The 24,995-nt window shown below is 49.9% G+C and carries 24 protein-coding genes; 6 read left to right on the forward strand and 18 right to left on the reverse strand.

Going from position 1 to position 24,995, the window contains the following annotated elements; all coding sequences use genetic code 11:
• From LQE92_RS10450 to LQE92_RS10470, 5 genes are all read right to left on the reverse strand, one after another.
• On the reverse strand, nucleotides 1–281 hold a 281-nt coding region (locus LQE92_RS10450; RefSeq protein ID WP_231062906.1), incomplete at its 3' end, for a TRAP transporter large permease subunit.
• A gap of 3 nt (nucleotides 282–284) precedes the next feature.
• On the reverse strand, nucleotides 285–857 hold the full coding sequence (locus LQE92_RS10455) for a TRAP transporter small permease (RefSeq protein ID WP_231062907.1): 573 nt from the start codon (nucleotides 855–857) through the stop codon (nucleotides 285–287).
• Between the two features lie 600 nt (nucleotides 858–1,457).
• Nucleotides 1,458–1,652 (reverse strand): ubiquinone biosynthesis protein UbiE, encoded by a 195-nt coding sequence (locus LQE92_RS10460; protein ID WP_231062908.1) that lies wholly within the window; start codon nucleotides 1,650–1,652, stop codon nucleotides 1,458–1,460.
• 20 nt (nucleotides 1,653–1,672) lie between these two features.
• Nucleotides 1,673–2,101: a hypothetical protein gene (locus tag LQE92_RS10465; RefSeq protein WP_231062909.1), complete on the reverse strand. Its 429-nt coding sequence runs from the start codon at nucleotides 2,099–2,101 to the stop codon at nucleotides 1,673–1,675.
• Nucleotides 2,098–2,301 carry a helix-turn-helix transcriptional regulator gene (locus LQE92_RS10470; RefSeq protein WP_231062910.1) on the reverse strand — a complete coding sequence of 68 codons (204 nt, stop codon included), beginning with the start codon at nucleotides 2,299–2,301 and terminating at the stop codon, nucleotides 2,098–2,100. Before LQE92_RS10470 ends, LQE92_RS10465 begins: the two co-directional genes overlap by 4 nt.
• A 211-nt stretch (nucleotides 2,302–2,512) precedes the next feature.
• Between LQE92_RS10470 and LQE92_RS10475 the strand changes: the two genes are divergently transcribed.
• Nucleotides 2,513–3,280, forward strand: a complete 768-nt coding sequence (locus LQE92_RS10475) for a shikimate dehydrogenase family protein (RefSeq protein WP_231062911.1) — start codon at nucleotides 2,513–2,515, stop codon at nucleotides 3,278–3,280.
• Nucleotides 3,277–4,059, forward strand: a complete 783-nt coding sequence (aroD, locus tag LQE92_RS10480) for a type I 3-dehydroquinate dehydratase (RefSeq protein WP_231062912.1) — start codon at nucleotides 3,277–3,279, stop codon at nucleotides 4,057–4,059. Before LQE92_RS10475 ends, aroD begins: the two co-directional genes overlap by 4 nt.
• A gap of 2 nt (nucleotides 4,060–4,061) precedes the next feature.
• On the opposite strand, the gene LQE92_RS10485 is transcribed toward aroD, so the two are convergent.
• Complete coding sequence (locus LQE92_RS10485; protein ID WP_231062913.1) at nucleotides 4,062–5,561, reverse strand: GntR family transcriptional regulator; 1,500 nt, start codon at nucleotides 5,559–5,561, stop codon at nucleotides 4,062–4,064.
• Nucleotides 5,562–5,701: 140 nt separating this feature from the next.
• Here LQE92_RS10485 and LQE92_RS10490 point away from each other — a divergent pair, with 140 nt between their 5' ends.
• Complete coding sequence (locus LQE92_RS10490) at nucleotides 5,702–7,939, forward strand: bifunctional diguanylate cyclase/phosphodiesterase (RefSeq protein ID WP_231062914.1); 2,238 nt, start codon at nucleotides 5,702–5,704, stop codon at nucleotides 7,937–7,939.
• Here LQE92_RS10490 and LQE92_RS10495 read toward each other — a convergent pair whose 3' ends face one another.
• From LQE92_RS10495 to LQE92_RS10525, 7 genes are all read right to left on the reverse strand, one after another.
• The gene (locus LQE92_RS10495; RefSeq protein ID WP_231062915.1) at nucleotides 7,940–8,467 is read right to left on the reverse strand and encodes a shikimate kinase; all 528 of its coding nucleotides are present in this window, start codon (nucleotides 8,465–8,467) and stop codon (nucleotides 7,940–7,942) included.
• A complete protein-coding gene (locus LQE92_RS10500) occupies nucleotides 8,464–9,285 on the reverse strand; it encodes a hypothetical protein (protein WP_231062916.1) in 822 nt (273 codons plus the stop codon). Before LQE92_RS10500 ends, LQE92_RS10495 begins: the two co-directional genes overlap by 4 nt.
• 30 nt (nucleotides 9,286–9,315) lie before the next feature.
• Nucleotides 9,316–10,578: a DUF5716 family protein gene (locus LQE92_RS10505; RefSeq protein WP_231062917.1), complete on the reverse strand. Its 1,263-nt coding sequence runs from the start codon at nucleotides 10,576–10,578 to the stop codon at nucleotides 9,316–9,318.
• 23 nt (nucleotides 10,579–10,601) lie between these two features.
• Entirely contained in the window at nucleotides 10,602–14,135 is a 3,534-nt protein-coding gene (locus LQE92_RS10510) for a DUF5717 family protein (RefSeq protein WP_231062918.1), read from the reverse strand.
• Between the two features lie 222 nt (nucleotides 14,136–14,357).
• The gene (locus LQE92_RS10515) at nucleotides 14,358–15,347 is read right to left on the reverse strand and encodes a DUF4825 domain-containing protein (RefSeq protein ID WP_231062919.1); all 990 of its coding nucleotides are present in this window, start codon (nucleotides 15,345–15,347) and stop codon (nucleotides 14,358–14,360) included.
• Nucleotides 15,325–15,831 (reverse strand): RNA polymerase sigma factor, encoded by a 507-nt coding sequence (locus tag LQE92_RS10520; protein WP_231062920.1) that lies wholly within the window; start codon nucleotides 15,829–15,831, stop codon nucleotides 15,325–15,327. The genes LQE92_RS10515 and LQE92_RS10520 overlap by 23 nt, the downstream gene beginning before the upstream one ends.
• Nucleotides 15,832–15,914: 83 nt before the next feature.
• Nucleotides 15,915–16,637 (reverse strand): tRNA threonylcarbamoyladenosine dehydratase, encoded by a 723-nt coding sequence (locus tag LQE92_RS10525; protein ID WP_231062921.1) that lies wholly within the window; start codon nucleotides 16,635–16,637, stop codon nucleotides 15,915–15,917.
• 168 nt (nucleotides 16,638–16,805) lie between these two features.
• Between LQE92_RS10525 and LQE92_RS10530 the strand changes: the two genes are divergently transcribed.
• Nucleotides 16,806–18,125 (forward strand): replication-associated recombination protein A, encoded by a 1,320-nt coding sequence (locus tag LQE92_RS10530; RefSeq protein WP_231062922.1) that lies wholly within the window; start codon nucleotides 16,806–16,808, stop codon nucleotides 18,123–18,125.
• 4 nt (nucleotides 18,126–18,129) lie between these two features.
• Here the strand turns inward: LQE92_RS10530 and LQE92_RS10535 are convergent, their stop codons facing one another.
• The 4 genes from LQE92_RS10535 to LQE92_RS10550 all read right to left on the reverse strand — a co-directional run bounded on the left by LQE92_RS10535 (nucleotide 18,130) and on the right by LQE92_RS10550 (nucleotide 22,001).
• The gene (locus tag LQE92_RS10535; protein ID WP_231062923.1) at nucleotides 18,130–18,843 is read right to left on the reverse strand and encodes a polysaccharide deacetylase family protein; all 714 of its coding nucleotides are present in this window, start codon (nucleotides 18,841–18,843) and stop codon (nucleotides 18,130–18,132) included.
• A gap of 77 nt (nucleotides 18,844–18,920) precedes the next feature.
• On the reverse strand, nucleotides 18,921–19,097 hold the full coding sequence (locus LQE92_RS10540) for a DUF4250 domain-containing protein (RefSeq protein WP_231062924.1): 177 nt from the start codon (nucleotides 19,095–19,097) through the stop codon (nucleotides 18,921–18,923).
• Nucleotides 19,098–19,119: 22 nt separating this feature from the next.
• Nucleotides 19,120–21,714, reverse strand: coding sequence for an ATP-dependent chaperone ClpB (clpB, locus tag LQE92_RS10545; protein WP_231062925.1), 2,595 nt, complete (start codon nucleotides 21,712–21,714; stop codon nucleotides 19,120–19,122).
• Between the two features lie 83 nt (nucleotides 21,715–21,797).
• Nucleotides 21,798–22,001 (reverse strand): acyl carrier protein, encoded by a 204-nt coding sequence (locus tag LQE92_RS10550; protein ID WP_231062926.1) that lies wholly within the window; start codon nucleotides 21,999–22,001, stop codon nucleotides 21,798–21,800.
• Nucleotides 22,002–22,377: 376 nt separating this feature from the next.
• Between LQE92_RS10550 and LQE92_RS10555 the strand changes: the two genes are divergently transcribed.
• Nucleotides 22,378–22,587, forward strand: a complete 210-nt coding sequence (locus LQE92_RS10555) for a hypothetical protein (RefSeq protein WP_231062927.1) — start codon at nucleotides 22,378–22,380, stop codon at nucleotides 22,585–22,587.
• A 251-nt stretch (nucleotides 22,588–22,838) separates the two neighbouring features.
• Complete coding sequence (locus LQE92_RS10560) at nucleotides 22,839–23,744, forward strand: LysR family transcriptional regulator (RefSeq protein ID WP_231062928.1); 906 nt, start codon at nucleotides 22,839–22,841, stop codon at nucleotides 23,742–23,744.
• Here LQE92_RS10560 and LQE92_RS10565 read toward each other — a convergent pair.
• Complete coding sequence (locus LQE92_RS10565; protein WP_231062929.1) at nucleotides 23,741–24,982, reverse strand: metal-dependent hydrolase family protein; 1,242 nt, start codon at nucleotides 24,980–24,982, stop codon at nucleotides 23,741–23,743. The two genes, LQE92_RS10560 and LQE92_RS10565, sit on opposite strands and share 4 nt — an antisense overlap.
• Nucleotides 24,983–24,995 lie beyond the last annotated feature (13 nt).

A 24,995-nucleotide genomic window follows, 5' to 3' on the forward strand; every position in this document is an offset into this window, starting at 1 on the left:
CCCAGGCCGCCGGGCAGCCAGCCCACTATGGCCCTCGCGAACTTAAACAGACGGTCCGTGACTCCGCATTTGTTCATCAGCTTTCCGGCGAGCAGGAAAAGCGGCACCGCCAGGATCGTGAAGCTGTTGAGGCCCGCCATCATCTGCTGGCCGATGGTGACCCATTTCATGCCCGTGCTGAACCGCATGATGAACAGCGCGGAAAAGCCGAGGGCATAGGTGACCGGCAGGCCGGACAGGAAAAGAACCAATAAAAGTAATAATCCCCAGATCGGATCCATATGCTATTCCCCCTTTTCTTCCAGTTCTTTCTGTTGTTTTTCAAATTCTTCTTTCGCTGCTTCCAGCTCCATGGCGTCCTTCTCATCCTGTGAGACATAGACAGCCTGGCCGGTCAGCAGGAATACGCATCGTACGATGTTGAAGATCACGGTAGCCACCAGGCCGACCGCCACGATGATATAGACCCAGCTGATGTGCAGCCAGCGGTTGGATGCAGCGATAATGCCATTCGCGTTCTCAATGTTCTTGATCATACTGTAGACACAGATCCCCGCAAATACAGACATGGCAATATGAAAGACCGCCAGCACTGCATGCCGTATCTTTCCCGGCAGCTTATCGAATAAAAAGGTCACGCATACGTCCGTCCCCCTCAGAGCGGCGATGGGCCAGGCCAAGAATGCGAAGATCACATATGCATATCTTGCCAGCTCCTCCGTTCCTGTCATGGAGATGTTCAGTTTTCTGGCAATAACCTGAAATACAATAACCGCAGTGATAAATACAAGGAGTATACTGTCAATGGTCACGACTGCCTTTTCAATTCCATCCAGAATTTTATTAAATGTTTTCACCCTCGTTCTCCTCTCCCTTGTTTTATAAAAAAGAAATAAAAAAACACCCTTCTGCCGTATATCCCTATGGAATATACCCTGGCGGGTGTCCTGAAACAACTCAAAGTAAGCTAGCATCGATCATAATCTCATCGTTACCGCAACACTTACTTTTCATTTTCACCTGCCAAAATCCCCCTGAACCCATTCAAAAGAGAATATTGTTCAGGTGATCTCAAAGTAATTGTTCCATAACTCATGAAATTAATTTAATTAATTCGGCCGCGCATTTCTGCGTCTGACGTCAGAATAAATTCGTATCAGAAAAAAAACGGTTCCCCCTTCCGTTTCTATCCTCTTATATACAATTTATATGTATTCTCCGACGCCCCCGTCAACCATCTGCACGATGGACACTAGCCCTCCTTTCGTTAATTACTTCTATGAATCTGCCCCTTCTGTCCCTCATCCGCCTTTAATCATTCTGATATTATCAACAATTTCCAGCCGATATAAGACAATTTAACATGAAAGATAGAATAATTATACCTTTTCTGTCTCTCATGCTCCTCGTCTCACGCCATAAAGAAAACATTAAGATTTGTGTCGATGCCACAAAACCTATAGGGTTTCCATTTCTCTGGCCTGCTTCATAAGTAAACACATTTTGCTGTGAGGACATTTCCCATAGGCACAGCCGGCGCTCTCCAGACGGATCTGCCCATCCCTCTTCACAAACTCGCAGATCACTGTCCTCGTCTCATTAAAGGTCTTGCAAAAGCCACTGAACATTTCTTCTATCAAATCGTCATCCATAATGATCCTCCCATAAAGATTTACATTTCTTTCTCGTATTTTATACGGCAGCAAACACCATACACTTGAACAAACAGATAAGCGGAAACCAATAAAAGTACAGGCACCATATCCACTCCCATGAGGGCAAAGGCAAGCAGCAGAGCCCCGAATACATATGTCATCAGATCATACGCTTTTGCTTTCGCAGAATTGGAGATCATAATATTCCGCTCATCTTTTTTATCGATCTCCATCTGTCTACGAAGCTCAGGGCTGTTTTCAACCGCCTTGACTGAAGCAATATTTCCCATTCCGTGCCCAAAAATCCCGCATCCGACTCCAACACAGACATATGGCAGAGCGGTCATAAATCCCGCAGGATCATCAGCCGTTTTAATCAAAAATAGACCTAAGACCACTAAAGCAATCCCCCCTATGATCAGAAGATAATTTCTTTGCTTCTTCATTTTGGATCCTCCTCATATATAAATATCTCTTCAATGCTCATGTTAAAGTACCTTGCGATCTTAAAGGCCAGCAGAATGGAAGGATTGTACCTTCCATTTTCCAAGGAACCTATTGTCTGTCGGGATACTTCAAGTTCAGAAGCCAGATCTTCTTGTTTAATGCCTCTTTGCTTCCTCAATTCTTCTAAACGGTTTTTCACAATGTCCTCTCTCCCTCGTGGAAAGTTTACTTTCCATGCCTTTATTATACCAGGTGTGCAGCATATGTCAAGCTGGCTTTCCATGAAATCATCAAGAAAACCGTGTCAAAAAGTCATAGATAAATTGAGCATAATCTAGTGAAATTGAAACTTGTATATGATATTATGGGAATAAGTCAAAAAGATAAGCAAAAAGAAAGGATACGCATCCATGGAATATGGTTTGATCGGTGAAAAACTCGGACACAGCTACTCAAAGCTCATTCACGAAAAGCTGGCGGACTATGCTTACGACCTGGTCCCCCTCTCTCGGGAGGAATTCCCGGAATTTATGAAAAGCCGCGCTTTTAAGGCTGTCAATGTGACTATTCCCTATAAGAAAGAGGTCATACCCTATCTGGACGAAATAGACGCCCATGCTGCCGCCATAGGAGCAGTCAACACCATAGTGAACAAAGATGGCAGACTTATCGGCCACAACACCGATTTTTCTGGTTTTGAATATATGACGGTATCCAGCCAGACAGAAGTATTGGGAAAAAAAGCTCTGGTACTCGGAACAGGAGGCGCATCCCTTGCCATATTGGCAGTCCTTAAGAAGCTGGGAGCGGCCTCCATTATCTCTGTGAGCCGGAGCGGCAAAGGAAACGCTGTCACCTATGAGGAATGCCTGACTCACCATACAGACGCAGAGCTCATCGTAAATACGACTCCTGTCGGCATGTTTCCGGACCTCTCATCTTCTCCTCTGGACCTGACTCCCTTCACTGCCTGCCGGTGTGTACTGGATATCATATACAATCCCGCCGTGACCCGCCTTGCTGCCCAGGCGCGCAGCCTCGGCATGAAAGGGATCACGGGGCTTTCGATGCTGGTAGCTCAGGCAAAATATGCCTGTGAATTTTTCCTGGAACGTAAGATTGACGACAGCGTGATTCCTGAGATCACAAAGGAATTAACTAAAGGAGGGCTGATATGAAACCGCTGACAATACGCAGCAAAAAATTGGGAGAGGGAATCCCAAAACTCTGCATACCGATCACCGGCAGAAACGAACCGGATATCCTCGAAGCAGCCGGAAGGATCTCCGGCCTTCCCCACGATGCAATAGAATGGAGGGCCGATCATTTCCGAGACGTCACAAAACCAGAGAAAGTCCGCAGAATTCTGGCCCAGCTTCGCCAGATCCTTCCCGACTCCCTTATCCTGTTCACCTTCCGGACTATGCAGGAAGGGGGCAGAGGAGATCTGTCCGCCGAAAACTATCTGGCGCTCAATGAAATGGTTCTCCGAAGCGGTATGGCGGACCTTCTGGACCTGGAGCTGTATACCGGAACAGATCTTATGCCGGAAGACCTCCTGGCTTCCTCACCGCTTCATCCCCTCCTTTCTCTGGCCCGTCAAAAGGGCATTCCTGTTATACTGTCCAGCCATGATTTTGAAAAAACCCCTCCGGAGGCTGAGCTGATTTCCCGCCTGTGCCTCATGGAGAGCATGGGCTGCGGCATCGCCAAGCTGGCTGTAATGCCCCATACAAAAAAGGATGTGCTGGCACTTTTATCAGCCACCCTTCGGGCCTCAGAGTCCCTGAGCTGTCCCATCATCACCATGTCCATGGGACCGCTGGGAGTCATCAGCCGGGTGGGCGGAGAGTTTTTCGGTTCCTGCCTTACCTTCGGTACCTCGGGCCAGGCTTCCGCTCCTGGTCAGCTTGACGCAGAAAAGCTGGCGGACCTCCTCCGTCTGCTGCATACATGATCTCAAAAGGCAGACGGCACCGTGATGCCCCTGGCTTCCTCCACTCCATATTCCAGCGCGAATTCCCGCACAGATTTCAGGATTCCTCTGTATCCGGAAGCCAGTTCTTCTGCAAAACCTTTTTTGTCTTTTATCTGAAGATAATGGACAGCCGCTAGGCTTCTCTGGCGCAGTGTGTTCAGGCTTCTATTTCCGTACCGGAAGAAAAACAGATAATAGCCCCGCTGCAGCAGCCGTTCCAGCTTCACGAAAATTTCTTTCATGGGCTCCAGAGGGATATTCTCGATTACTGTCCCCGTCAATACAGCAATCGGAAGTTCTCCCTCCCTCCTTCTCTTTTTGAGGCGTCTCTCTGTAAGCTCAAGGTCTATCCCATCGAATGCTTGAAAGACCGCCGGTCCAATGGAGACGGCCATGAACTGCAGTGCGCTCACATACAGCATCAAATCCTGCCTGTACGTTTCTTTCTCCAGAAAGTGTACCGGAAAGCCTTTGTCCGGCAGCTTTGCGTATGTTCCCTTCCCATTCACGGTCTGTGCAAATCCCAGCTCGTTTAACATAGCTGCCGCTTTTCTCACTGTTGCCAGAGACACACCGTATTCTCGGGCAAGGGCCGCCTCTGGCGGTATCAGGCTTCCCGCCGGATATTCTCCGGTCCCAATTTTTTTGATCAATTCTCTTCCGATATGCATATATAGATAAGTCCTTCTTTTTTCCGGGTTCCAGACATACGAAACCTTCCGCCCCGCTCCCTGTCCCGTTTCTTTTTCCGGCTGCTGGTTTCCATACTCCCGCACTGCTTCAGCTGCCCTGCGGTAAATGACGGCAAATTTCTCCTCAACCTCCGGCAGGTAATTTCTCTTCAGAGAATTTACCATATCTCTTATTCTGTCAATCCTTTCTCTGCTCTCCCTTTCCCTGAACGGATGCTCATCCTCTGAGCAGGCCGCCGCAGGAATCTGAGTATAGAGCTCCATGCTGGTATAAAGATCGTTGAAAAGAAGGTTATTGGACTTTTCCAAAATATCGTAAAACACCGCAGAGGTCACTCTCCATGTCCTGTTTATATCCTTCTTTGCACCACGTTTTATGGCAGAATCGTATTTTATAAAATCCTCCGTACTGCAGAAAGCAGCGGAGACAGAAAATAGGCGGGGCATCAGGACCGCCATAGTCTCATATACTTCAAAAATGGAAACCCGTTCCGACAGTACGTCCCTAATATTCAGATCCCTTTTATTTTCCGCGTCTCTCCGGCAGATGACCATCGCCGGCTTTCGCTCCTCCGTCCATATATAACCGTCTTTTTTCAAGGCGGCGAGCACATCACGAACCGTCCGCATACTGACGTGATATATGCCGCAAAGCTCTTTCATAGAAGGCAGCCGCCCGCCGTAAGCCAGCCGTCCCGCCATGATCTGCTCAAGCAGGCTTTGATATACAAACGCAAACAATGTATGCTTCTTGTCTGGGATTTCTTCCGTCCTTCCCTCTTTCATCATGTAGATATTTCCCCCTTACCTATATACTTATGTACACAGATTAGGCCTTGTTTTATTCTGCCGCAGGCGCTACACTTTATCCTGTAATTTTCTGTCCTTTGACGGACAGCTGACACTATTCCTCTATTCAGGAGAATCCTATGAAAAAGCAGAAAAAAGGCCCTGTCTCACCGCATCTGAGCAGCAGAATACTTCTCTGCGCCTTCACCGTGCTTGTAATTGCTTTGTCTGTCATTGCCGTTCAAAATTCGGCAAGACTTCAGACCGCCGTGAGCCAGAAGACACGCGCTTATGTAACCGATGTCGCCTTTCAGGTGCAGAACAACATTGACTTCCGCCTCTCCAGACTCACCTATGATCTGGAAATGGTCGGGGACAGCCTGCTGAAAATCAGCGGCGCAGCAAAGCCGGATGTGCTGAAAGCGTTCCTGGATGAAAAAACACAGTCCCTGGGCTTTAACAGTCTTATTGTAACCGGCCTGGATGGAACCACCTGCAGTACAGGCGAAATTCCCGAAAACTTGTCAGAGCTTCCCGGCATAAAAGCTTCTCTGAAAGGAGAAAATGGCGTCTCCATTTTAGGCCGGCAAAGTATCCTCTATTCTATTCCCCTTATAAAAGACGGGCAAGTGGCCGGCGTCCTGGCCGGCATACGGAACAAGGAAAACATGCAGAAGCTGATCCGGACTCAGTGCTTCAGCGGACTCAGCCTCACCTGCATTTTGGACCGGGAGGGAAAAGTCATCATTTCACCAACGGATTTGGAGCCATTCCTTGCCCTGGATGATATTTTTGTCAAACAGGATGACCGTGATGTCTTAAATTCCATCGAACAGATGCAGGAAGATATGAGAAACGGACAGAACGGACTTCTCTCCTTTACTGCGGCGGACGGGACTGATTCCATCATGGCCTATAACGCGCTGGGCAGTTATGACTGGGTCCTCCTCACGCTGATACCGGCAAACCTGATATCCTATGAAACAGACCAATATATCGCAAAGACCTATATCATCACCGCGTGTATCATCCTCCTGTTTGCGGCGCTTCTGGCAGCCATGTTTTTCTTTTACAGAAAGCACCGCCGGCAGCTGGAGCACCTGGCCTTTACCGACCGTGTGACCGGAGGCATAAATAACCTCCGCTTCCAGCTCATGTGCCGAGGGCTCTTTCAAAACGCTCCGGTCAACGCTTATACCATTGTGTCCCTCAATGTAAAAAATTTCAAGCTGATCAACGAGAGCTTCGGTGTCCGGCGGGGGGATGATACCCTCCGGTATATCATGCACACCTTAGAAAGAAATCTCGGTCCGGAGGAGCTGGCGGCCCGTGGAGAGGCCGATAATTTCTTTCTGTGCCTGAAGGAAAACAAACCGGCGTCCATCCAGAAACGTCTGTCCTCGCTCCTTGGACAACTGAATGAGTTCAATCAAAGTCTGGAACTGCCTTACCATCTGGTGATGCTGCAAGGCGCATATATCGTGGAAAATCCGTCCGTGGAAGTCACTGTAATGCAGGACCGGGCAAAAACAGCCTGCAAGAACCGCCTGGACGCCGACGACGATACCTGTATATTCTATGACGCCTCCTTTACCGCGCGTCTTCAAAAAGAGCAGGAACTAAATGCGCTTTTCCTCCCTTCTCTGGAAAATGAGGATTTTAAAGTCTTTCTGCAGCCTAAGGTCCGGCTGGCAGACGAACGGGTCACAGGGGCAGAAGCCCTCGTCCGCTGGGATCATCCCCTCAAAGGTATGATCTATCCTTCCGATTTTATCCCGTTGTTTGAAAAGAACGGAAGTATCTGTCAGCTGGATTCTTATATATTCACAAAGGTCTGCTCTGTCCTGGAGCGCTGGATAAAGGAGGGACGGGAAATTTTCCCTATTTCCGTCAACCTCTCCCGTCAGAATTTTAAAAAACCCGGCATCCTCGAAGATCTCGCCGGGATAGCCGGACAATACCATATACCGACCGGTCTGATAGAACTGGAGCTGACTGAATCTGTTTTCTTCGAAGACCAGGATATCGAAAATATCAAAGACCAGATAAAAGAAATGCACCGGCTCGGTTTTCTCTGCTCCCTGGATGACTTTGGTTCCGGTTTTTCTTCCCTGGGCCTGTTAAAGGAATTTGATGTGGATACCATTAAGTTAGACCGGAGATTTTTCCTGGATATCTCCCAGAAAAAAGCGAAAGATGTGGTCTCTTGTCTCCTGGAACTGTCCAGGAAGCTGAAAGTCCATACTGTGGCAGAGGGAATCGAGACTCCTGAACAGCTGGACTTTCTTCGCAGCATAAACTGTGAGCTCGTACAAGGATACATCTTTTCCCGCCCGCTTCCCGTTCCTGATTTTGAAGCTTGGGCAGACGCCAAGTGATTAAATCCTGTCAGCCACCGACAGCTTATCTCCGATTCTTTCAGCGATCTCTGCTGCAATCTGCTCAACGGGTTTTCCATCCGTCATCACCGCAAAATCCGCGGCCGCCTCATAGGCAGGCCGCCTTTTTTCCATTAATTGAGCAATATATCCGACGTTCATGTTCCCATTGAGAACCGGCCTGGATTTCCCGCAGCGCACCCGTTCAAAGATGGTCTCCGGCTCGGCCGTCAGAAGCACGATCACCCCGTCGCGCTTCAGCGCCTCCACATTGCATGCCCGCAGCACCGCCCCTCCCCCGCAGGAAAGGATTCGGCCGTCTCCCGACGCCAGCTCTTTTATCGCCTCCGTCTCCCTATCCCGGAAGGCCTGTTCTCCTTCTTTTTCAAAGATCTCCGCTATGGGGCATCCCGTTTTTTCCACGATCCACTGATCAATATCCGTCTCTTCTATGCCAAGACGTTCACTTAAGGCGTGGGAAACCGTTGTTTTCCCCACGCCCATAAATCCAATCAATGCAATATTCATGATTTCGCCATCTCCCTGTATTCCTGTTTCCACTGTGACAGCAATTTCTGGATCCCGGCCTTTCGCCTGATGGAATCCTTCTCCCAAAGCTCCTCCAATTCCTTTCCCTTTCCCGAATACATAAGGTGCTTATACAGAGTATCGAATTCTTCCTTCCATTTAAACTGCTGCTCCGCCGGCACCGCCAGCATCATGGCCTCAGGAAGCTCCAGCTCTCCGCTTATCTGGCAAAGGAAAAAAATTTCCTTCAGGATTTCTTCTCTTTCCAGGCTCTCGTATGCCTTTTCCATACACTCCAGGGCTTTTTCGGCTTCAAAGAGTCCCGCATACGCCACACCCTTGTTGTGATACAGCGCACCCATGAATTCTTTTGTCATTCCCTTATCCTGTTCCCCGCCGATTATACTGTCATACAAATGTATGGCTCCCGCATATTTCCGCTTCTGGAGCAGATAATCCGCCTTTTTCTTCGCCCGCTCGGAAGGATTGGCACGGCGCATCCACTCCAGCTGAGTTTTAAATACTCCCAGCTCCGCTTCGCTGTAGTAGTGGATATCCTGCAGGATCATAAACAGAATCTGAGCCATATCTGACTGGTCCATGATCCACTTGCGGATCTTCTCTTCCAGCTTAGGCATGGCCAGCTCAGTGCCGATAAAATATAAAAGAGGCTCATTGATGAAATCGCTTTCCAGCAGAAACACATAGTTGTAGATATAATAACAGAGCTCCTCCGCAGTATGCAGGGATATCCCCAGTTCCGCGATGGGATACGGATTCTTTACATTTGTATCGTTACATAAAATCAACCCACTCATAATGGCCCCTCTTCCATCTTCTGTCTGTTTTCATATTTGAAAATCCTGGCGTATCATCTGGCCGGCCGCAGGAAAAAACTCTCCGAATCCCCTGTCTATGACACGGATGCTGATCTTGGACTCGCTCAGAAACGCTGCGATCACCTCCACCTTTGTTGTCTTGTTCGGTCTAGCCGGAAATTCATCCAGCTGGATCGTCAGCTTACTCTGGCGGCCGTTTCCCATCGGCGTCACAAGAAATTCCAGCACATTAGTATTGTCCAGTATAAAGGACGCGGCGGCTTTTGCCTCATACCAGTCGCTCCCGGCCGAAGCCAATACCAGCTGCCGTTCCCGGCCTTCATGCCAGACCTGCATGCTTATGGTGGACTGCAGACGTCCCTCACACAGACATACGTAAGGATAAGAAGTCTCCTCCTGTATATGATCGTATGCCATATATGCGGCCCCCCTGGCAAAAAGGCCGGGGCCGGAAAATGCCCTCCGCTTATTGCAGACGAAGCGCAGGAAGCCAGCGGCCCACTGGCTGTCTTCAAAACCTTTTCCCGTCAGGAATACGGAGGTCATGACCTTCCTCTGCAGAAGCCGTTCGGCACAGGAGCTGAGGATCGTATCACCCAGCTTTTTCCCGGCGTTCGTTTCCAGAATCTCCAGACTGAAGCCTTCCTCCAGCTCTTCGTGGTTTACCTCGACCACCTGCGGCTTCCTTCCCCGAATCACGTTGAGCTCGTAGTAATGAAGCCCTGTCTCAGAAAGATCGAAAAGGCAGGATTGATTGATCCACAGCTCTTTTTTCTGGCTGATGACATAGAACAGATACGTCTCCGCATGGTTTGCCATGTGTACGCATTCTCTCGGTATACCCATTTCATCTGTCACCTTTATGACCGTATCCATCACATCGGCGCTCTTATTTTGAAATGCGAACACTACCGAAGCAAATTTATCGCTGCCCAGGCGTCCCACCGGTATCGCCAGAATCTGCTTTATAAAAATACGCAGCAGATCATCGGCGGAATATTTGATTCCTTCGATGGTAGCCGTCCCCTTCTTTCCCGCCAGCTTCACCAGCTTATCCACCATAGTGCCTTTTCCATACAATGCACACCTGTACGCTTCCTCGCCAATAAACCAGGAATCTGTTCCTTTTTCCTTACAGATGACCGTGGGGACCATGCAGGAACTCTCATCCTCAGTCAGCCCGAGATTCTCTGCCTCCAGAGTCTGCGGGTTAAAATAGCTGATCTGGCTGTAATCATCGCATATGTCGATTCCCAATAGTAATTCCTGCATTTCTCCACCTCAACCTTTAACACTTACAAATATTCAAACAGCTTCTCCGTCATTGCATCCCGGACAGAATAGCTCTCCATTTTTTCTTTCAAATCCCCGTCTTCCGACGCCTGCAGGCGAAGCAGTTCATCCAGCCGTCCGGCGCGGTTGCCCTCCGTCCGGCTGCTGTCTCCCTCATATTGAGCAGTGCCTGTCAGCACCGGCTCCGCACTGTTGGTGTCATCATAGATTTCATACTCCATCGTCTCTCCATAGAACAGGGACACCAGCTTAACAAAATAACCGTCAAACATGTGGGGAATCGTTTCTATGACCGTCTCTCCGCCGTCCGGCAGAAGTCTCTGGTGGATCCAGATACTCTGGCGGCGCTTTCCGTGATACTCAATGACAGTTTTCCCCATCAGCTCCCGGGGAAGGTCGATAAACCGGCCCAGCCCTTTATAATAAGCGAATACGATGCGCTTCCGATAAAGCTCGTCGATGATACTCTGGCACAGTTCGATCTGACGGTCCGTCAGCCCATCTGCCGTGCTGTAATATTTAGTCAGTGCAAGCATACAAATTTCCGGAAGACCATTCTTGATGTCATACCGTTCAATCTGAACTTCTACGTAGCCCAGGATATCCGCGTCCAGCGTTCCGTTTCCTTCAAAATACATTTGGCTCTTTACCACCAGATAAGCCCGCACCAGGCTCTCGTCCACAGATTTCCCTTCAATGTAGCATCGGAACACCTCGTCCATGTGGCAGTATACTCCGTCAAAAAGCATCTGTCCCAGCAGGCGCTCCGGCATATCATAAACAGTTATGCGTCCGGTAAGGGCCGCGGAAAGGACATGGTACATGGGCCGGCTCAGTCCATTGTAATGGCAGCACAGATATTCCACGATCACATCGTCATACCGGCCGCCCACGAAACAGTAATAAGCCATTTCCAGAAGAAGCCCGTCCTTCTCAAACAAATGCTTCAGGATCATCTTGGAGGTCAGCTTCAGAATCCGGCTGATATTCAGGCTGCGGTATCCGTACCGCGCGGCCATCTTATATGCCTCGTCATGGAAATCCTTGGTGATAAGGGCGTCCATGACCTTCAGCCTGTCTTCTGCTTTCAGCAGCTTTTTATCGATGCTGAGAAGATATTCGTCACAGGCCGCCGTCTCTTCCATTTTATAATAAAAGGAAATGATCTTCGACACCAATTTTTTCCGGTACAGCTCATGGATATTCTCTTCCTGGGAGATATCCTTCAGGATATCGATATCCTCCATACAATACTGTTTCTTGGCGAGCACCTGCTGACAGCTCAAAAGGCGCATCATCTCATGGGACGGATAAAGCTCTGCCGTGCGCTCTGCCAGCTTCGGGCAGTCCATCATGCCCGTCATGGAATAAGGTATGCCGCTGTACCGGTTTCCGTAGTCGTCCTGGAACATCACATGGACGTCTTCCAGATAGACCGGGACATAGGCCCTCCCGTTTCTCAGGGTAGCTGCGGTTTCTCCCCGCATTTCTTCATAACACAGCACGATCTGGCGCATCCGCGGATTCTCACACCGGATATTTTTGGCGTACAGAAGTTTCGGAAGCACCCGGGCTATCTTTTCATCAATGATCTCCGGAAAGACCATTTGGCTGTATATCTGGGCCAGGGCTTCATTCATATGGCTCTGGAACAGCTGCTCCACCGCGAAATTCTCGATCTGGCTCTCATAAGCCCGGTAAATCTCATCGTCCTCTTTCATGTATGTGAGCACATTCAGATAAAGGATTGCCTGTGCATGATAATCCAGCGTATGGTTATAGGAAAAATACAGGAGCAGTATCCGCGGGAGCGGTTTATCATATCCTTCCGGCAGCGCATACAGATAGTATTCATAAAGGCGGGTCAGATGGATATCCTCTTCCACCCCTTTGGCGTACCAGCTGAAATCGGCCCCGCTCCGGCAGTCGCCCCGAATCAGCATCGCACAGATGCCGGTCAGAATCTCTTTGGACGGATATATCTCATACAGCTTTTTCAAGAGTCTGAGGCAGAGCCTCCTGCACCGCTTCACCTGTATGGATTGGATGGCTGCCGCCTTTGCCAGCCCCTCTTCCACCATATGATATCTGGCCCCGAACCAGAGGCTGTGTATTTCAAACTCCTCCATGACCCGCAAAAGCTCCGGATTCTTCTTCAGAATCCGGCAAACACCCAGATATAAATAAGGGCTTCTGCACCCTTTGCGGAAATGTTCTTTGAGCCTGGATAAAGCCAGGCTGTCATTTTCCAGAAGCTCCTGATCCGTCTGCATTAAAATGTAAAGCGCCATGTCCGAGGCAACGCCTTCTTCATAATACTTTCTGAGCAGCTTCACCATGGTCTGTCTCTGGACATTCTCCCCACTTTCCCGGACTTTCAGATACATATAGAAGCAGTAGGAGGCAACATCCTTGTCCCGATTGTCCAAAATCGCGTCTCTGGCCTCTTCCATCATCTGGAGAGCCTGATCCTTTTTATCCTGTAGCAAAAAGATATCCGCCTGATAAAGCCGGATGACACTGGGGTTCTGCGCCGTGGCATGAGTACGGGAAAGCGCCGTCTGCATACTGTTGAGAAGAAGGTTCTTTTCGTATTCTCCCGCCCACTGCTTAAGATCCAAAGAGACAAAATTATTAAAATCCTTTTTACAGGAAGGTCCGTCTGTCCAGATCCGGTTGGAATGAAGGGTGACAGAAACAGGCACCTTCTCTTCTCCATATATCCCGCTCACCCGGATGGCTCCCCAGTTATGTCCCGCATGAAGCCGGTCAAAACGCACCGTATAGCCCACCGTACAGGCATCTCCGTCAAAATCCTGCTCAGTGACAGCAGTCCTTTCCAGTTGGATAAAATCAGTATCCGCGGTAAGCTCCAGGCGGATATATCCCCATCCGCTCCTTTTAATGACCAAGGTATCATAAAAGGACTCCGGAGGAGCCTGGTAATCTCTGTCTTTCTTTTTTATGTGAAACAGGACCGGTTTTTTCGAACCGGCTCCTACCAAAAACTCTTCCAGCGCATTCTGTCGGTTTCCCCGGCCCCAAAGCCCATCATACAAGACTCTGATACCGGCTTCCTGCATGAACGGACATTTGATAAAATCAGAGGACTCAAAAAATTTCAGAGCCTCTTCCTCGTTTTCTTTGGCCAGTATGGTAAATTCCTTCAGGGAAGTCACTTGGCGGCCCTCCGGATTTACCGCGCAGACATGAAAATGATAGGGAATCCGGAACTCCCCTCCGCTGCAGACCACCTGGAATTCTCCCGTGATGTCTCCTTCCGCGTAAGAGGCGTCTATCTCATAAATGATCCGGCAGTCCTTTCCCATAAAATTTTCGCTGAGCAGGCTTACTTTTTGATTGGTGGAATAGACCAATCCCTTGACGGCCTTTCCCTCCTCACAGATAACATGGAATTCTCCCCGTTTTTTATCATCCAGAACCACGGCCTCTTCTATCTGCGCAGCAGAAAAAGAGACCTGCACTTCATCGTATTCAATCAGTCCTTTTGCAAGACGGTTAATCCGTTCCTTCATATTTCCAAATCCACCTGCCTTTGATCGTGTACCCTGCCGTGGCCTCTCCGGCCACACCCTACAGTGGTTGCGCTCTGTGCCCATTCTATCATAAAAAGACATTCTTGGCACTAGAAAACAGGTTTTTTGACAAAAAAACTTAGATTTTCTGTGGGATTTGTATAAACATGCCGTAATCAGGACATGCCGTTCCCAAAAGAACAGATTAAAGGCATTGTATTATCAGCGGATTCCCAGTTCATCGAGCAGCTCCTGCACTTGTTTTCTGCTCCCCGAGAAGCTTTTGATATCTTTCCCGAGCCTCTGAGAAGCTATAGATGCCGTCACACTCCCGTTCCTCTCATGTACGCCGTCCTCTGTCTCCGCCTGATAGGTCCAGGAAATCTCTCCCGCATTGTCTATCAGCGCCAAAAGCACACAGGAATAAGCCTCCATCCTGCTTCGAAACAATTCCTCCCCGCTTCCGGTGACCGGATCCTTAAATTCCAGAGTCCAACCGTAAGGCTCCTCCGTCGTTTGAAGAGAGTTCTGGAAACCGCCCAGATCATCCGAAATGCCCAGAGTCTGTGCAATGCGGCCGTTTGCAGGCATATCCCCGATATAAGGATTTTTCTCTTCAAACAATTCCGCGGCTTTGCTGGAAATGACACTGCCGTCGGGCATGACTTCGTTTCCGTTTATCAGCAGTCCTTTTCCTATCTCCTCCAGGGAATAACCAGTGGAGAAATCGCCATTCTTGTTCCAAAAGGACGGCAGAGCTGTATACACGACCAGTCTTTTTTTCTCTCCCTCTGAGACAAGCCCGCATTTAACAAAAGCCGCAGCCGAGTCTGTAAGCGTTCCCTTGATCTGTACCTGCCCCTGGTCCACGGAAATCTCAGGCTCATAGCCCGAAGAAGGGCTTCCTGTCACAAACAGTTTGAAGAACACAGCCAGCGCCAGGATCATAATCGTCCCGATGATTCCAGCCGCGATTTTCGCCCGGTTCTTATTCCGGACCTTTTTCAGATAGTCAATCTCTTTCCGGTTACTGCTCTGTGTCTCTTTTTTCCCTTCTTCCGAAGGAATGTGCAGTGCTTCATACCGGCAGCGGCATTCTCTGCATGTAAGGAGGTGCTCCTCTATTTCTCTGCCGCTCACCTCGGAGGTCAGTCCGTCCGCATAAGAGGGCAGCAGGTCCTGTATAAGCTCACACGGTATTTTCTGGCTCATCTTTCTTTACCTCCTTCCATATCTTCTCTTTGCCCCGGTAAAAGTTTACCCTTGCCCAATTCTCTGTCCGCTCCATGATCTCACCGATCTCGCGAAAGGATAGGTTCGCTGTCAGCCGCAGATACATCACTTCCCGCATCGGTTCCTCCAGCCTGTGGAGAGCTTTCAAGGTCCGGAGGCTGTCCCAGTTCCCGATTGCCGTATCCTCCGCGGAACACACGGACAACTGCTGATCCGTCTCCTCTAGTCCGGCCGTCCTTTCCTGTTTCCTCTTTCTGAGATAATTGCACCATACATGGCCCGCAATAGAACACAGCCAGGTGAGGACGCTGCTTTCTTCCTTAAACCGGCCGGCGCTTTTGACCGCCTGATAAAAAACCTCCTGGGTCAGCTCCTCCGCCAGATCCGGATGGTTTGTCCTTGACAGGAGAAACCCGTATACGGCTTTGGCGTATTTCTGGTAAACTACTTCCATCGTATCCATATATGATTTCTCCTTTCTATAAGTTTAGTAACCGCGCTCCTCCATTCGTTACAGCTCTGCAAACTTTTTTGGATGAGATGATATCACACCCCGGCCAGCCTTCGTATCACATAGCCTGCCATAAGAAGCCCCGCCACAGGAGGAACAAAAGACACGCTCCCCGGCGCGGGACGCCCGGAATTTCCCTTTGTTTCCATGTCTGTCCCGGCAGGATATATGAGAACCGGCTCTTCTTTGGAATACAGTACAGTCAGATGTTCCACGCCTCGTTTTTTCAGCTCCCGCCTCATCACCCTGCACAAAGGGCAGACCGAGGTCTCGTAAATGTCTCCAATCTCAAAAGCGGAAGGGTCGAGCTTATTCCCGGTCCCCATACTGCTGATGATCGGAATGCCTCTCTCTTCCGCCAATACGGCCAGAGAGACCTTTGCCGTCACCGTATCGATGGCATCCACGATATAATCCGGTCTTTCTTCCAGCAGTTCCCCGATATCATCCGACAGCACAAATTGTTCTCTGACTGTCACCCTGGCCCCCGGATTGATATCGAGGATCCTGTCTTTCATCACCTGTGTTTTATACTGCCCGATGGTGCTGTGGCAGGCGATGCTCTGACGGTTGATATTGGTGAGGGAAACCACGTCATTATCCACAAGGGTAAAGGTACCGATCCCGCTCCTCGCAAGGGCTTCTATACAATGAGAGCCTACTCCTCCCACCCCAAATACCAGTACGTGGCTGTTTCTGAGCTTTTCCATGGGAGCACGTCCCAAAAGAAGCTCTGTCCTGGAAAATTCATTCTGCATCTGCGATCCTTCCCTTCCTGCACATTGATGCTGCTATTATATCATACCCTTCTTTCGCCGGTCATTTAAAATTCCTTTCATTTACCGTGTATTCCCCTTGTCAACCAGGGGCGGGAAAGGGTATAATGGAGAAAAATGCAGGAACGTATGTTTGAACCGGAGGATATTATGGATCTATTTGATTATATGAGAGAAAACACCCAGGAAAAAGAAGCTCCTCTTGCCGCCAGGATGCGTCCGTCCTGCCTGGAGGAAATTGTCGGCCAAAAGCATATCATCGGCAAAGGCACCCTGCTCTACCGCGCGATCGCCGCGGATAAGCTGAGCTCTATCATCTTATACGGCCCGCCCGGCACCGGGAAGACGACGATCGCCAAAGTCATCGCCAATACCACCAAGTCCACCTTCACGCAGATCAACGCCACCTCCGCGGGCAAGAAGGACATGGAGGAGGTCATCCACAAAGCCAAAGACGCTTTAGGCATGTATGGAAAAAAGACCATTCTGTTCATTGATGAAATCCACAGATTCAATAAAGGACAGCAGGATTATCTGCTGCCCTTCGTAGAAGATGGGACCATCGTTCTGATTGGCGCCACCACGGAAAATCCTTATTTTGAGGTGAACAGCGCCCTTATCTCCCGCTCCATTATTTTTCAGCTGGAGGACCTCACAAAAGAGGATATCAAGGAGCTCCTCTCCCGTGCCGTCCATGACAAGGAAAAAGGCCTTGGAGCGCTGAATGTATCCATAGAGGAGGACGCCCTGGAATTCCTGGCCGATATTTCCGGCGGAGACGCCCGCTCCGCCCTCAATGCCCTGGAGCTGGGGGCTTTATCTACGGCAAAAGATGAGCGCGGCCTGATCCGCATCACCCTGGATGTCGCCCAGGAGTGTATCCAGAAACGCGCCATACAATACGACAAAACAGGGGATAACCACTACGATACCATATCCGCTTTTATAAAAAGTATGAGAGGATCTGACCCCGATGCCGCGGTCTATTATCTGGCCCGTATGCTGTACGCCGGCGAAGACATCAAATTCATCGCCCGCCGTATCATGATATGTGCTTCCGAGGATGTGGGAAACGCGGATCCTCAGGCCCTCCAGGTGGCGGTGGCCGCCGCGCAGGCGGTAGAACGCCTCGGTATGCCCGAGGCCCGCATCGTCCTGTCCCACGCTGCCATTTATGTGGCCTCCGCACCCAAAAGCAACGCCTGCTGTATGGCCATAGATTCTGCCATGGAACGGGTCCGCTCTGAAAAGATGAAAACAGTCCCTCCCCATCTTCAGGATTCTCATTATAAAGGAGCCGCTAAGCTGGGACACGGACTGGATTATAAGTATGCTCACAATTTTCCCAATCACTATGTCAAGCAGCAGTATCTGCCCGACGAAGTGGTGGGAACCGTCTTTTATGAACCGACAGATCTCGGCTATGAAAAAAAGATCAAAGAGCGGCTGGAATGGCTGAAAAAAGAATGATTTTTTAATCTAAGATCAGTTCGTCCACCGTGACAAAAGTATAGCCCTGTTCCTTCAGCGCATCCACGATCTGAAAAGCCGCTTCTACGGATGTATCGTAAACGTCATGGAGAAGGATGATGCTCCCGCTTTCCACATGATTCAGCACATGCTTCACCACCGTGTCCGTATCCTGCACCTTCCAGTCTCTCGGGTCCACATTCCACAGCACCGACGTCATGTTGACCGCACATTCCAGTTTCTTGTCCCAGGACCCGAATGGAGGCCGGATATATTCCGGTATCTTCCCGGTGACATTGTAAATGGCGTCATTGGTCATCGTAATTTCTTCGCACGCTTTTTTCACTGGGAGCTTTGTCAGCTGCACATGGTTATACGTATGGCTTCCAATCAGATGACCGTCCCCGGCCATCTGTTTCACTACGTCTTCCTTCCCCTCAATGCTTTTTCCAATGAGAAAGAAAGTGGCTTTTACTTCCCGCTCCTTCAGGCCGTCCAGCAGTTTCTTCGTATAAACGGCATGGGGGCCGTCGTCAAAGGTAAGAGCTACCAGCCGAGGTTCATCCTCCGCCGTGCTCTCAGCCGTCTCCGCCCCCACATTTATATTTTCTTCCTGTTCCGGCTCCGTGCCGGCCTCCTGGCTCTTTATTTTTTCCATTCCCAGCAGGCAGACTGCCAGCAAAACGGTTAAAAGAACTGTGACTCCCCGCTTTCCCAAGGTTCCTGTCCCCTTTAACTGCGTATTTTATCTATTATATGCAGGAGGACACATGTACTATCCAACTTAGGGGGGCTTTACACAAACTGGTTTCCTTCGGCATCGTACTCACAGCCGATGGAAGCCAGACGTTCCGTAAGTTCTGTTTCTTTTATCTCCATCTCTTCACAGAGCGTCGTCAGCGAGGGATAAAAATCCCTCAATTTCATATTGACAATACTTAAAAGCATTGCCGGGTCCTTTGGCAGTTCCATTGGGAATACACCTTCCTTTTCTTTATCGCTTCGCTTCCACATAGGCCGTCAGGGCCCCGTCCCTTACGTCCATGACAATAGTATCTCCGGCCCTCACCTGATCTGCCAGTATCAGCTTCGCTGCCTGAGTCTCTACATGCTTCTGGAGATACCGTTTCAGGGGCCTTGCGCCATAGACCGGGTCATATCCATTTTCCACGACGAAGTCCTCCGCCGCCTTTGTCAGTCGGATGGAGATTTCACGCTCCTCCAGGCGCTTGTTCACGCCTTCCACCATCAGCCCGATAATATGGCCGATGTCATCCTTTGTAAGCGGCTTGAACATAATGATTTCGTCCAGACGGTTCAGGAATTCCGGACGGAAATGATTTTTGAGGTCATTCATGACCAGCTTCTCATTTTCCGGCCTGATAGTCCCCTTCTCATCTATCCCCTCCAGCAGATAAGAGGATCCCAGGTTGGAGGTCATGATCAGGATCGTATTCTTAAAATCCACTGTCCTGCCCTGAGAATCCGTGATACGCCCGTCGTCCAGCACCTGCAGAAGCACATTGAACACATCCGGATGGGCTTTCTCGATCTCGTCGAACAGGACCACCGAATAAGGCTTCCTCCTCACGGCCTCTGTCAGCTGACCGCCTTCGTCATAGCCGACATATCCGGGAGGCGCTCCAATCAGACGGGATACGGAGTATTTCTCCATATATTCGCTCATATCGATACGGACCATGTTCTGTTCGTCGTCAAACAGGCTTTCAGCCAAAGCTTTCGCAAGCTCAGTCTTGCCGACGCCGGTGGGACCCAGAAACAGGAAGGAACCGATGGGTTTCGTCGGATCCTTGATGCCGGCCTTGGAGCGGATTATCGCCTCCGTCACCTTCGTGACCCCTTCGTTCTGTCCGATTACCCTCTTATGCAGCTCGTCATCCAGGTGCAGCGTCTTATTTCTCTCACTTTCCGTCAATTTCGCCACCGGAATCCCCGTCCACCGGGAAATGATCCGGGCAATTTCCTCTTCTGTCACCGCTTCATGAAGCAGGGACAAATCCTGCCCTTTGACTCTTTCCTCTTCAATCTCCAGCTGTTTTGTAAGCTCCGGCAGTCTGCCGTACTGAAGCTCGGCGGCTTTGTTCAGATCATAGTTCTGTTTGGCTATCTGAATCTGACTGTTGATCTCATCTATCTGCTCACGCAGCTTCTGGAGCTTTTCCACGGAGGTCTTTTCATTATCCCACTGGGCTTTCATCTTTCCGAACTCTTCCCTGAAATTTGCCAGCTCCTTCTGCAGAGCAGCCAGCCTGTCCTTGCTCAGGTTGTCCGTCTCCTTCTTTAAAGCTGCTTCTTCAATCTCCAGCTGCATGATTTTTCTGGACAGTTCATCCAGCTCCGTCGGCATAGAGTCCAGCTCCGTTTTGATCAGCGCACAGGCCTCATCCACCAGGTCGATAGCTTTATCCGGCAGGAACCTGTCGGAAATATAGCGGTTAGACAGGATTGCGGCGCTTACCAGGGCCGCGTCGTTGATCTTCACGCCGTGGAATACCTCATACCTGTCCTTAAGCCCCCTCAGGATGGAGATTGTGTCCTCCACCGTGGGTTCATCCACCATGACCGGCTGGAACCTCCGCTCCAGGGCCGCGTCCTTTTCGATATATTTGCGGTATTCGTCCAGGGTCGTGGCTCCTATACAATGCAGCTCCCCTCTCGCCAGCATGGGTTTCAGCATATTTCCCGCGTCCATGGCTCCGTCCGTCTTTCCGGCCCCAACTATGGTATGGAGCTCATCCACGAACAGAAGAATCTTTCCTTCACTCTTCTTCACTTCTTCCAAGACAGCCTTAAGCCGCTCCTCGAATTCACCACGGTATTTCGCCCCTGCCACCAGGGCTCCCATATCCAGAGAAAACACAATCTTGTCCTTCAGTCCTTCCGGCACGTCGCCCCGGACGATCCTCTGGGCCAGCCCCTCGACTACGGCTGTCTTGCCGACGCCGGGTTCTCCGATGAGCACCGGATTGTTTTTAGTCTTTCGGGACAGGATTCGGATGATATTCCGTATCTCCGTGTCCCGTCCGATGACCGGATCCATCTCCTGATTCCTGGCCCTCTCTACCAAATCCGTTCCGTATTTAGCCAGTGTATCATAAGTGGCTTCCGGATTGTCACTGGTCACCCTCTGGTTTCCTCTCACTGTGGTAAGGGCCTGCAGGAAGCGGTCCCTGGTGATTCCGAATTCCTTAAACAATGCTTTTATCGCGGCGTTGGGATATTTAAGCAGTGCCAGAAACAGATGCTCGACCGACACATATTCGTCTCCCATCTGTTTTGCCTCATCTTCCGCGTTGATGAGGACCTTGTTCAAGTCACTGCTGACATAAAGCTTTGAATCTCCGGATACTTTGACCTTCTTATTCAGCGCCTCATCCACCCGGTTCACGAAATATTCCGGCTGGATTTCCATCTTGACGATCAGTTTTTTAATCAGGCTGTCATCCAGAGACAGCAGGCTGGAGAGCAGATGCTCCTGGTCGATCTCCTGATTTCCATATTCATAAGCCAGTTTCTCGCAGTTTTGAACTGCCTGCAGAGAATTCTGCGTAAATTTATTAATATTCATAAGGACACCTCCTTGTGTACTTTCCCTCTTTTTGTTATATTCGTACTATAACACGTATCCTTAGCACTGTCAAGAGGAGAGTGCTAATTCTTTTTAATTTCTTCTGCCCTAATAGTCCCCCGGATACTGCTGATATATGCGCCGTTCTGCGGACACTGGTCTATTTTTGTTATCCCAAAGAATATCTGAAACCCTTCCTTTATCTTAAGGAACAAGCTGACAAAGGCCAGTGAATCGAAGCCCAGATTCGTATGCAGATGGGATTTTCTGGTGATTGGAACGGACACGCATTTTACATCCTGGATTTTTTTGTAATACTTTTGAATACCTTTCAAACAAACTTATCTTTGCAAATCAGAGGGGACGGGAGGAAGTCCGTTTCCATCCAGGCGGCTCGCTGGCAGCCGTAACCAGCATCTTTGCGGCGCTCCCCTTATGATGGAATCCAATCATTCCTCCTGCTCCTCTTCCCGCACCGAAATAAGCTTTTGTTTGTTGGGAAAGCCACCGAGGCCCGCTGCCGTAAGGCGTGCGGGCCCTGGGGATATCCACTCCTTTTCTGGAATCTAAGAAATTAAATTTGTCCGGTACAGCGCGGCAGGCAGGGCACCGGCAGAGAGATTCCGGGCCGGCCTAAAGGCGAGCGCCGCAGGGCAGCGGCCGGTGTTCTCCAGGAGGAGGGAGGCAGAAACGGAAATACCGATTCCGTTTCTGAGCGAACAGGAGACGGGAAATCATAAGGATTTCCTGTCGACATGTAAGCGGTACTGCCGGAACGGAGATAAAGCGGCCCCTGCATCGCCAGCGAACCGAAATCGTGACGGTCCGGAACTTCTGCCGGTGCTGAACTGGAGCTTGATCGGAGCTGACTAAAAATGATTCCAAAAAGTATTTTGTATCATAATATCCCACACTTCCATTGCCTGCTTCTCCTCCGCTTTCAAGTTTTTATATTGCCGTGATATGAATGCTCTGGTATAGTTTACGCAGTTTTATCCAAACTGTTTTTCTTTCTCCCGGTTCGGGGCTGTTTATCCGACCTTTTTCACGTTTTATTGACATCTTCTGTTTTTTAGGGATATAATTACGGAAAGTGCTGTCTGTTTTATTGTGGAGGTAGTAGTATGGAATTTTATCAGCTTGTTTACTTCAAGAAAATAGCGGAATCTGAAAATATTACAAAAGCTTCCGCCGACTTAAATATATCCCAGCCTTCTCTCAGCCGTTCTCTGAAAAATTTGGAAAGCGAGCTGGGCGTGCAGCTTTTCAACCGGGAGGGTAAGAAGCTCCTGCTCAATGAAAACGGCATCGTATTCCTTGGCTATACTGACCACATCCTGGATACTCTGAACGAGGCCCGGGAAAAAATGAAGCAGCAAGCCTCTGTGTACTTGCCGCCGGTCAATATTGCCATGATACATGACAACCGGCTGCTTCCTCAGCTGCTTGCTGCTTTTCATCAATCTTATCCGCACATTCACATCAATCTATACCATTTTTCATCACCGCATAAGATTCCCGCGGAATGCAGCCTCGTGCTGCACGCTTCGGAGGAGATGATCGGCTCCTCTCCTTTCCGGAAATCCACCAAGCTCCTCAGTGAAGAATGTATGATCGGCCTATCCAGAGAGCACCCGATGGCAAAACAGGAAACCCTGTCTTTACAGGCACTCAGCAAGGAATCCTTTATCGTCCTGAGCCAAGAGAATTCATTTGGAGCATTTTCCCGGGGCTTTTTCCAAATCCTGGGGTTCAAGCCCAAAATCATTGTGGAATGTGACAGCCAGATCATGATCGACTCTCTGGTGGCCCAGAACGTCGGACTGGCACTGTTCCCCTCGGAGACCTGGGAACCGTCCAAGGAACAGATTGTCCTGAAACGGATTGAAAATCACCACCTGTACCAGCCACTGTATGTGTCCTGCACGTCAGCCATGACTGATCCCTCCACCCAACTGTTTTATGACTATGCGGTGGCCTTTTTCAAGGCCTTTGAAAACCGTCCGGATGCCCCCTCCTGCCCAATCTAGCGGGATGGCACTCCGGTATTATCTTTTACGATCTTCCCTTCCTGCAAGACGACCGGTATGTTCCCGGCCTCCTGCAAAAGGGTGATATCCTCCAATGGGTTTCCTTTAACGATTATTAGGTCCGCCAGTTTCCCCTCTTCTACGGTCCCCAATTCTTCCCCTCTCAGAATGATTTCCGCTCCCGTTTTTGTCGCCGCCATCAAGGCCTCCATCGGGGACATCCCAATTTCCGTCAGAAGCTCCAGCTCCATAGCATTTTTTCCGTACGGCATCATGGACCTGTCATAAATGAAGTCCGTTCCTGTGCCAATCTTGATGCCCGCCTCATAGGCCTTTCTCGCAGCGCTGCAGTGCTGCTCATAGATTCCGTCTACCTTCTCCCTCGTCCAAGGCACCAGCTTGTCCTTATTCTTAGTCAGCAAGTACATAGTAGAGAGAGTAGGAACCAGCCAGGCCCCCGATTTTTCCATCAGCTCTATGCACCGGTCATCCAGGAACGTACCATGCTCTATGCTCTTCACTCCCCCGATGAGTGCCTGATAGATTCCCTTCGTCCCTTCCGCATGGGTAGCCACATAGGTCCCCTTTAGCTCTGCCTCCTCCACAAACGTCCGGATCTCCTCCACTGTAAAATTAGCGTGGCCAGGCTGGTCTCCTTCCGACATCACCCCGCCTGTCGTACATATCTTCAGAAAATCCGCTCTGTCACGGAACATGAGGCGTGCCCCCTTCCGGCACTCCTCCACTCCGTCCACAATCAGGACTCCGCTGAGCCCGGTCTTGGAAAACTCCAGGGGAAAGCTCTGCAGTTCGTCGCCGTGTCCCCCAGTATCGGAGATCAAACGGCCCGACGCAAATATTCTCGGACCTTTGACCTTGCCCATCTTCCAGGATTTTTTAAGAAAATTTGCCGTGCCGCCCACGTCCCGGATGGAAGTGTATCCCGCGTTCAGAAGCTCTTCCAGCTCTTCCAGCATATACACGGTCTCTTCATACGGGTTGGTACAGTAAAACGCCAGAGAACTGGGTTTTCCACTGTTCCCAATATGACAGTGCTGCTCGATCAGCCCCGGCATGATAGTCCCGCCTTCTATCTCCAAAATCTCCGCGTCCTCCGGGGCCTGCAGCTCATTCTGTCTGCAGACCCGGGAGATCTTACCGTCTTCCACAGCCACCGCCGCCTTTTCCATCAAAGGGGCGCCGGTACATGGGATAACATTACCCTTTAAAATAATCACGATACGCCTCCTG

Origin of the sequence: Lientehia hominis (assembly GCF_021044755.1) — a bacterium.
Taxonomy (GTDB): domain Bacteria; phylum Bacillota; class Clostridia; order Lachnospirales; family Lachnospiraceae; genus Lientehia; species Lientehia hominis.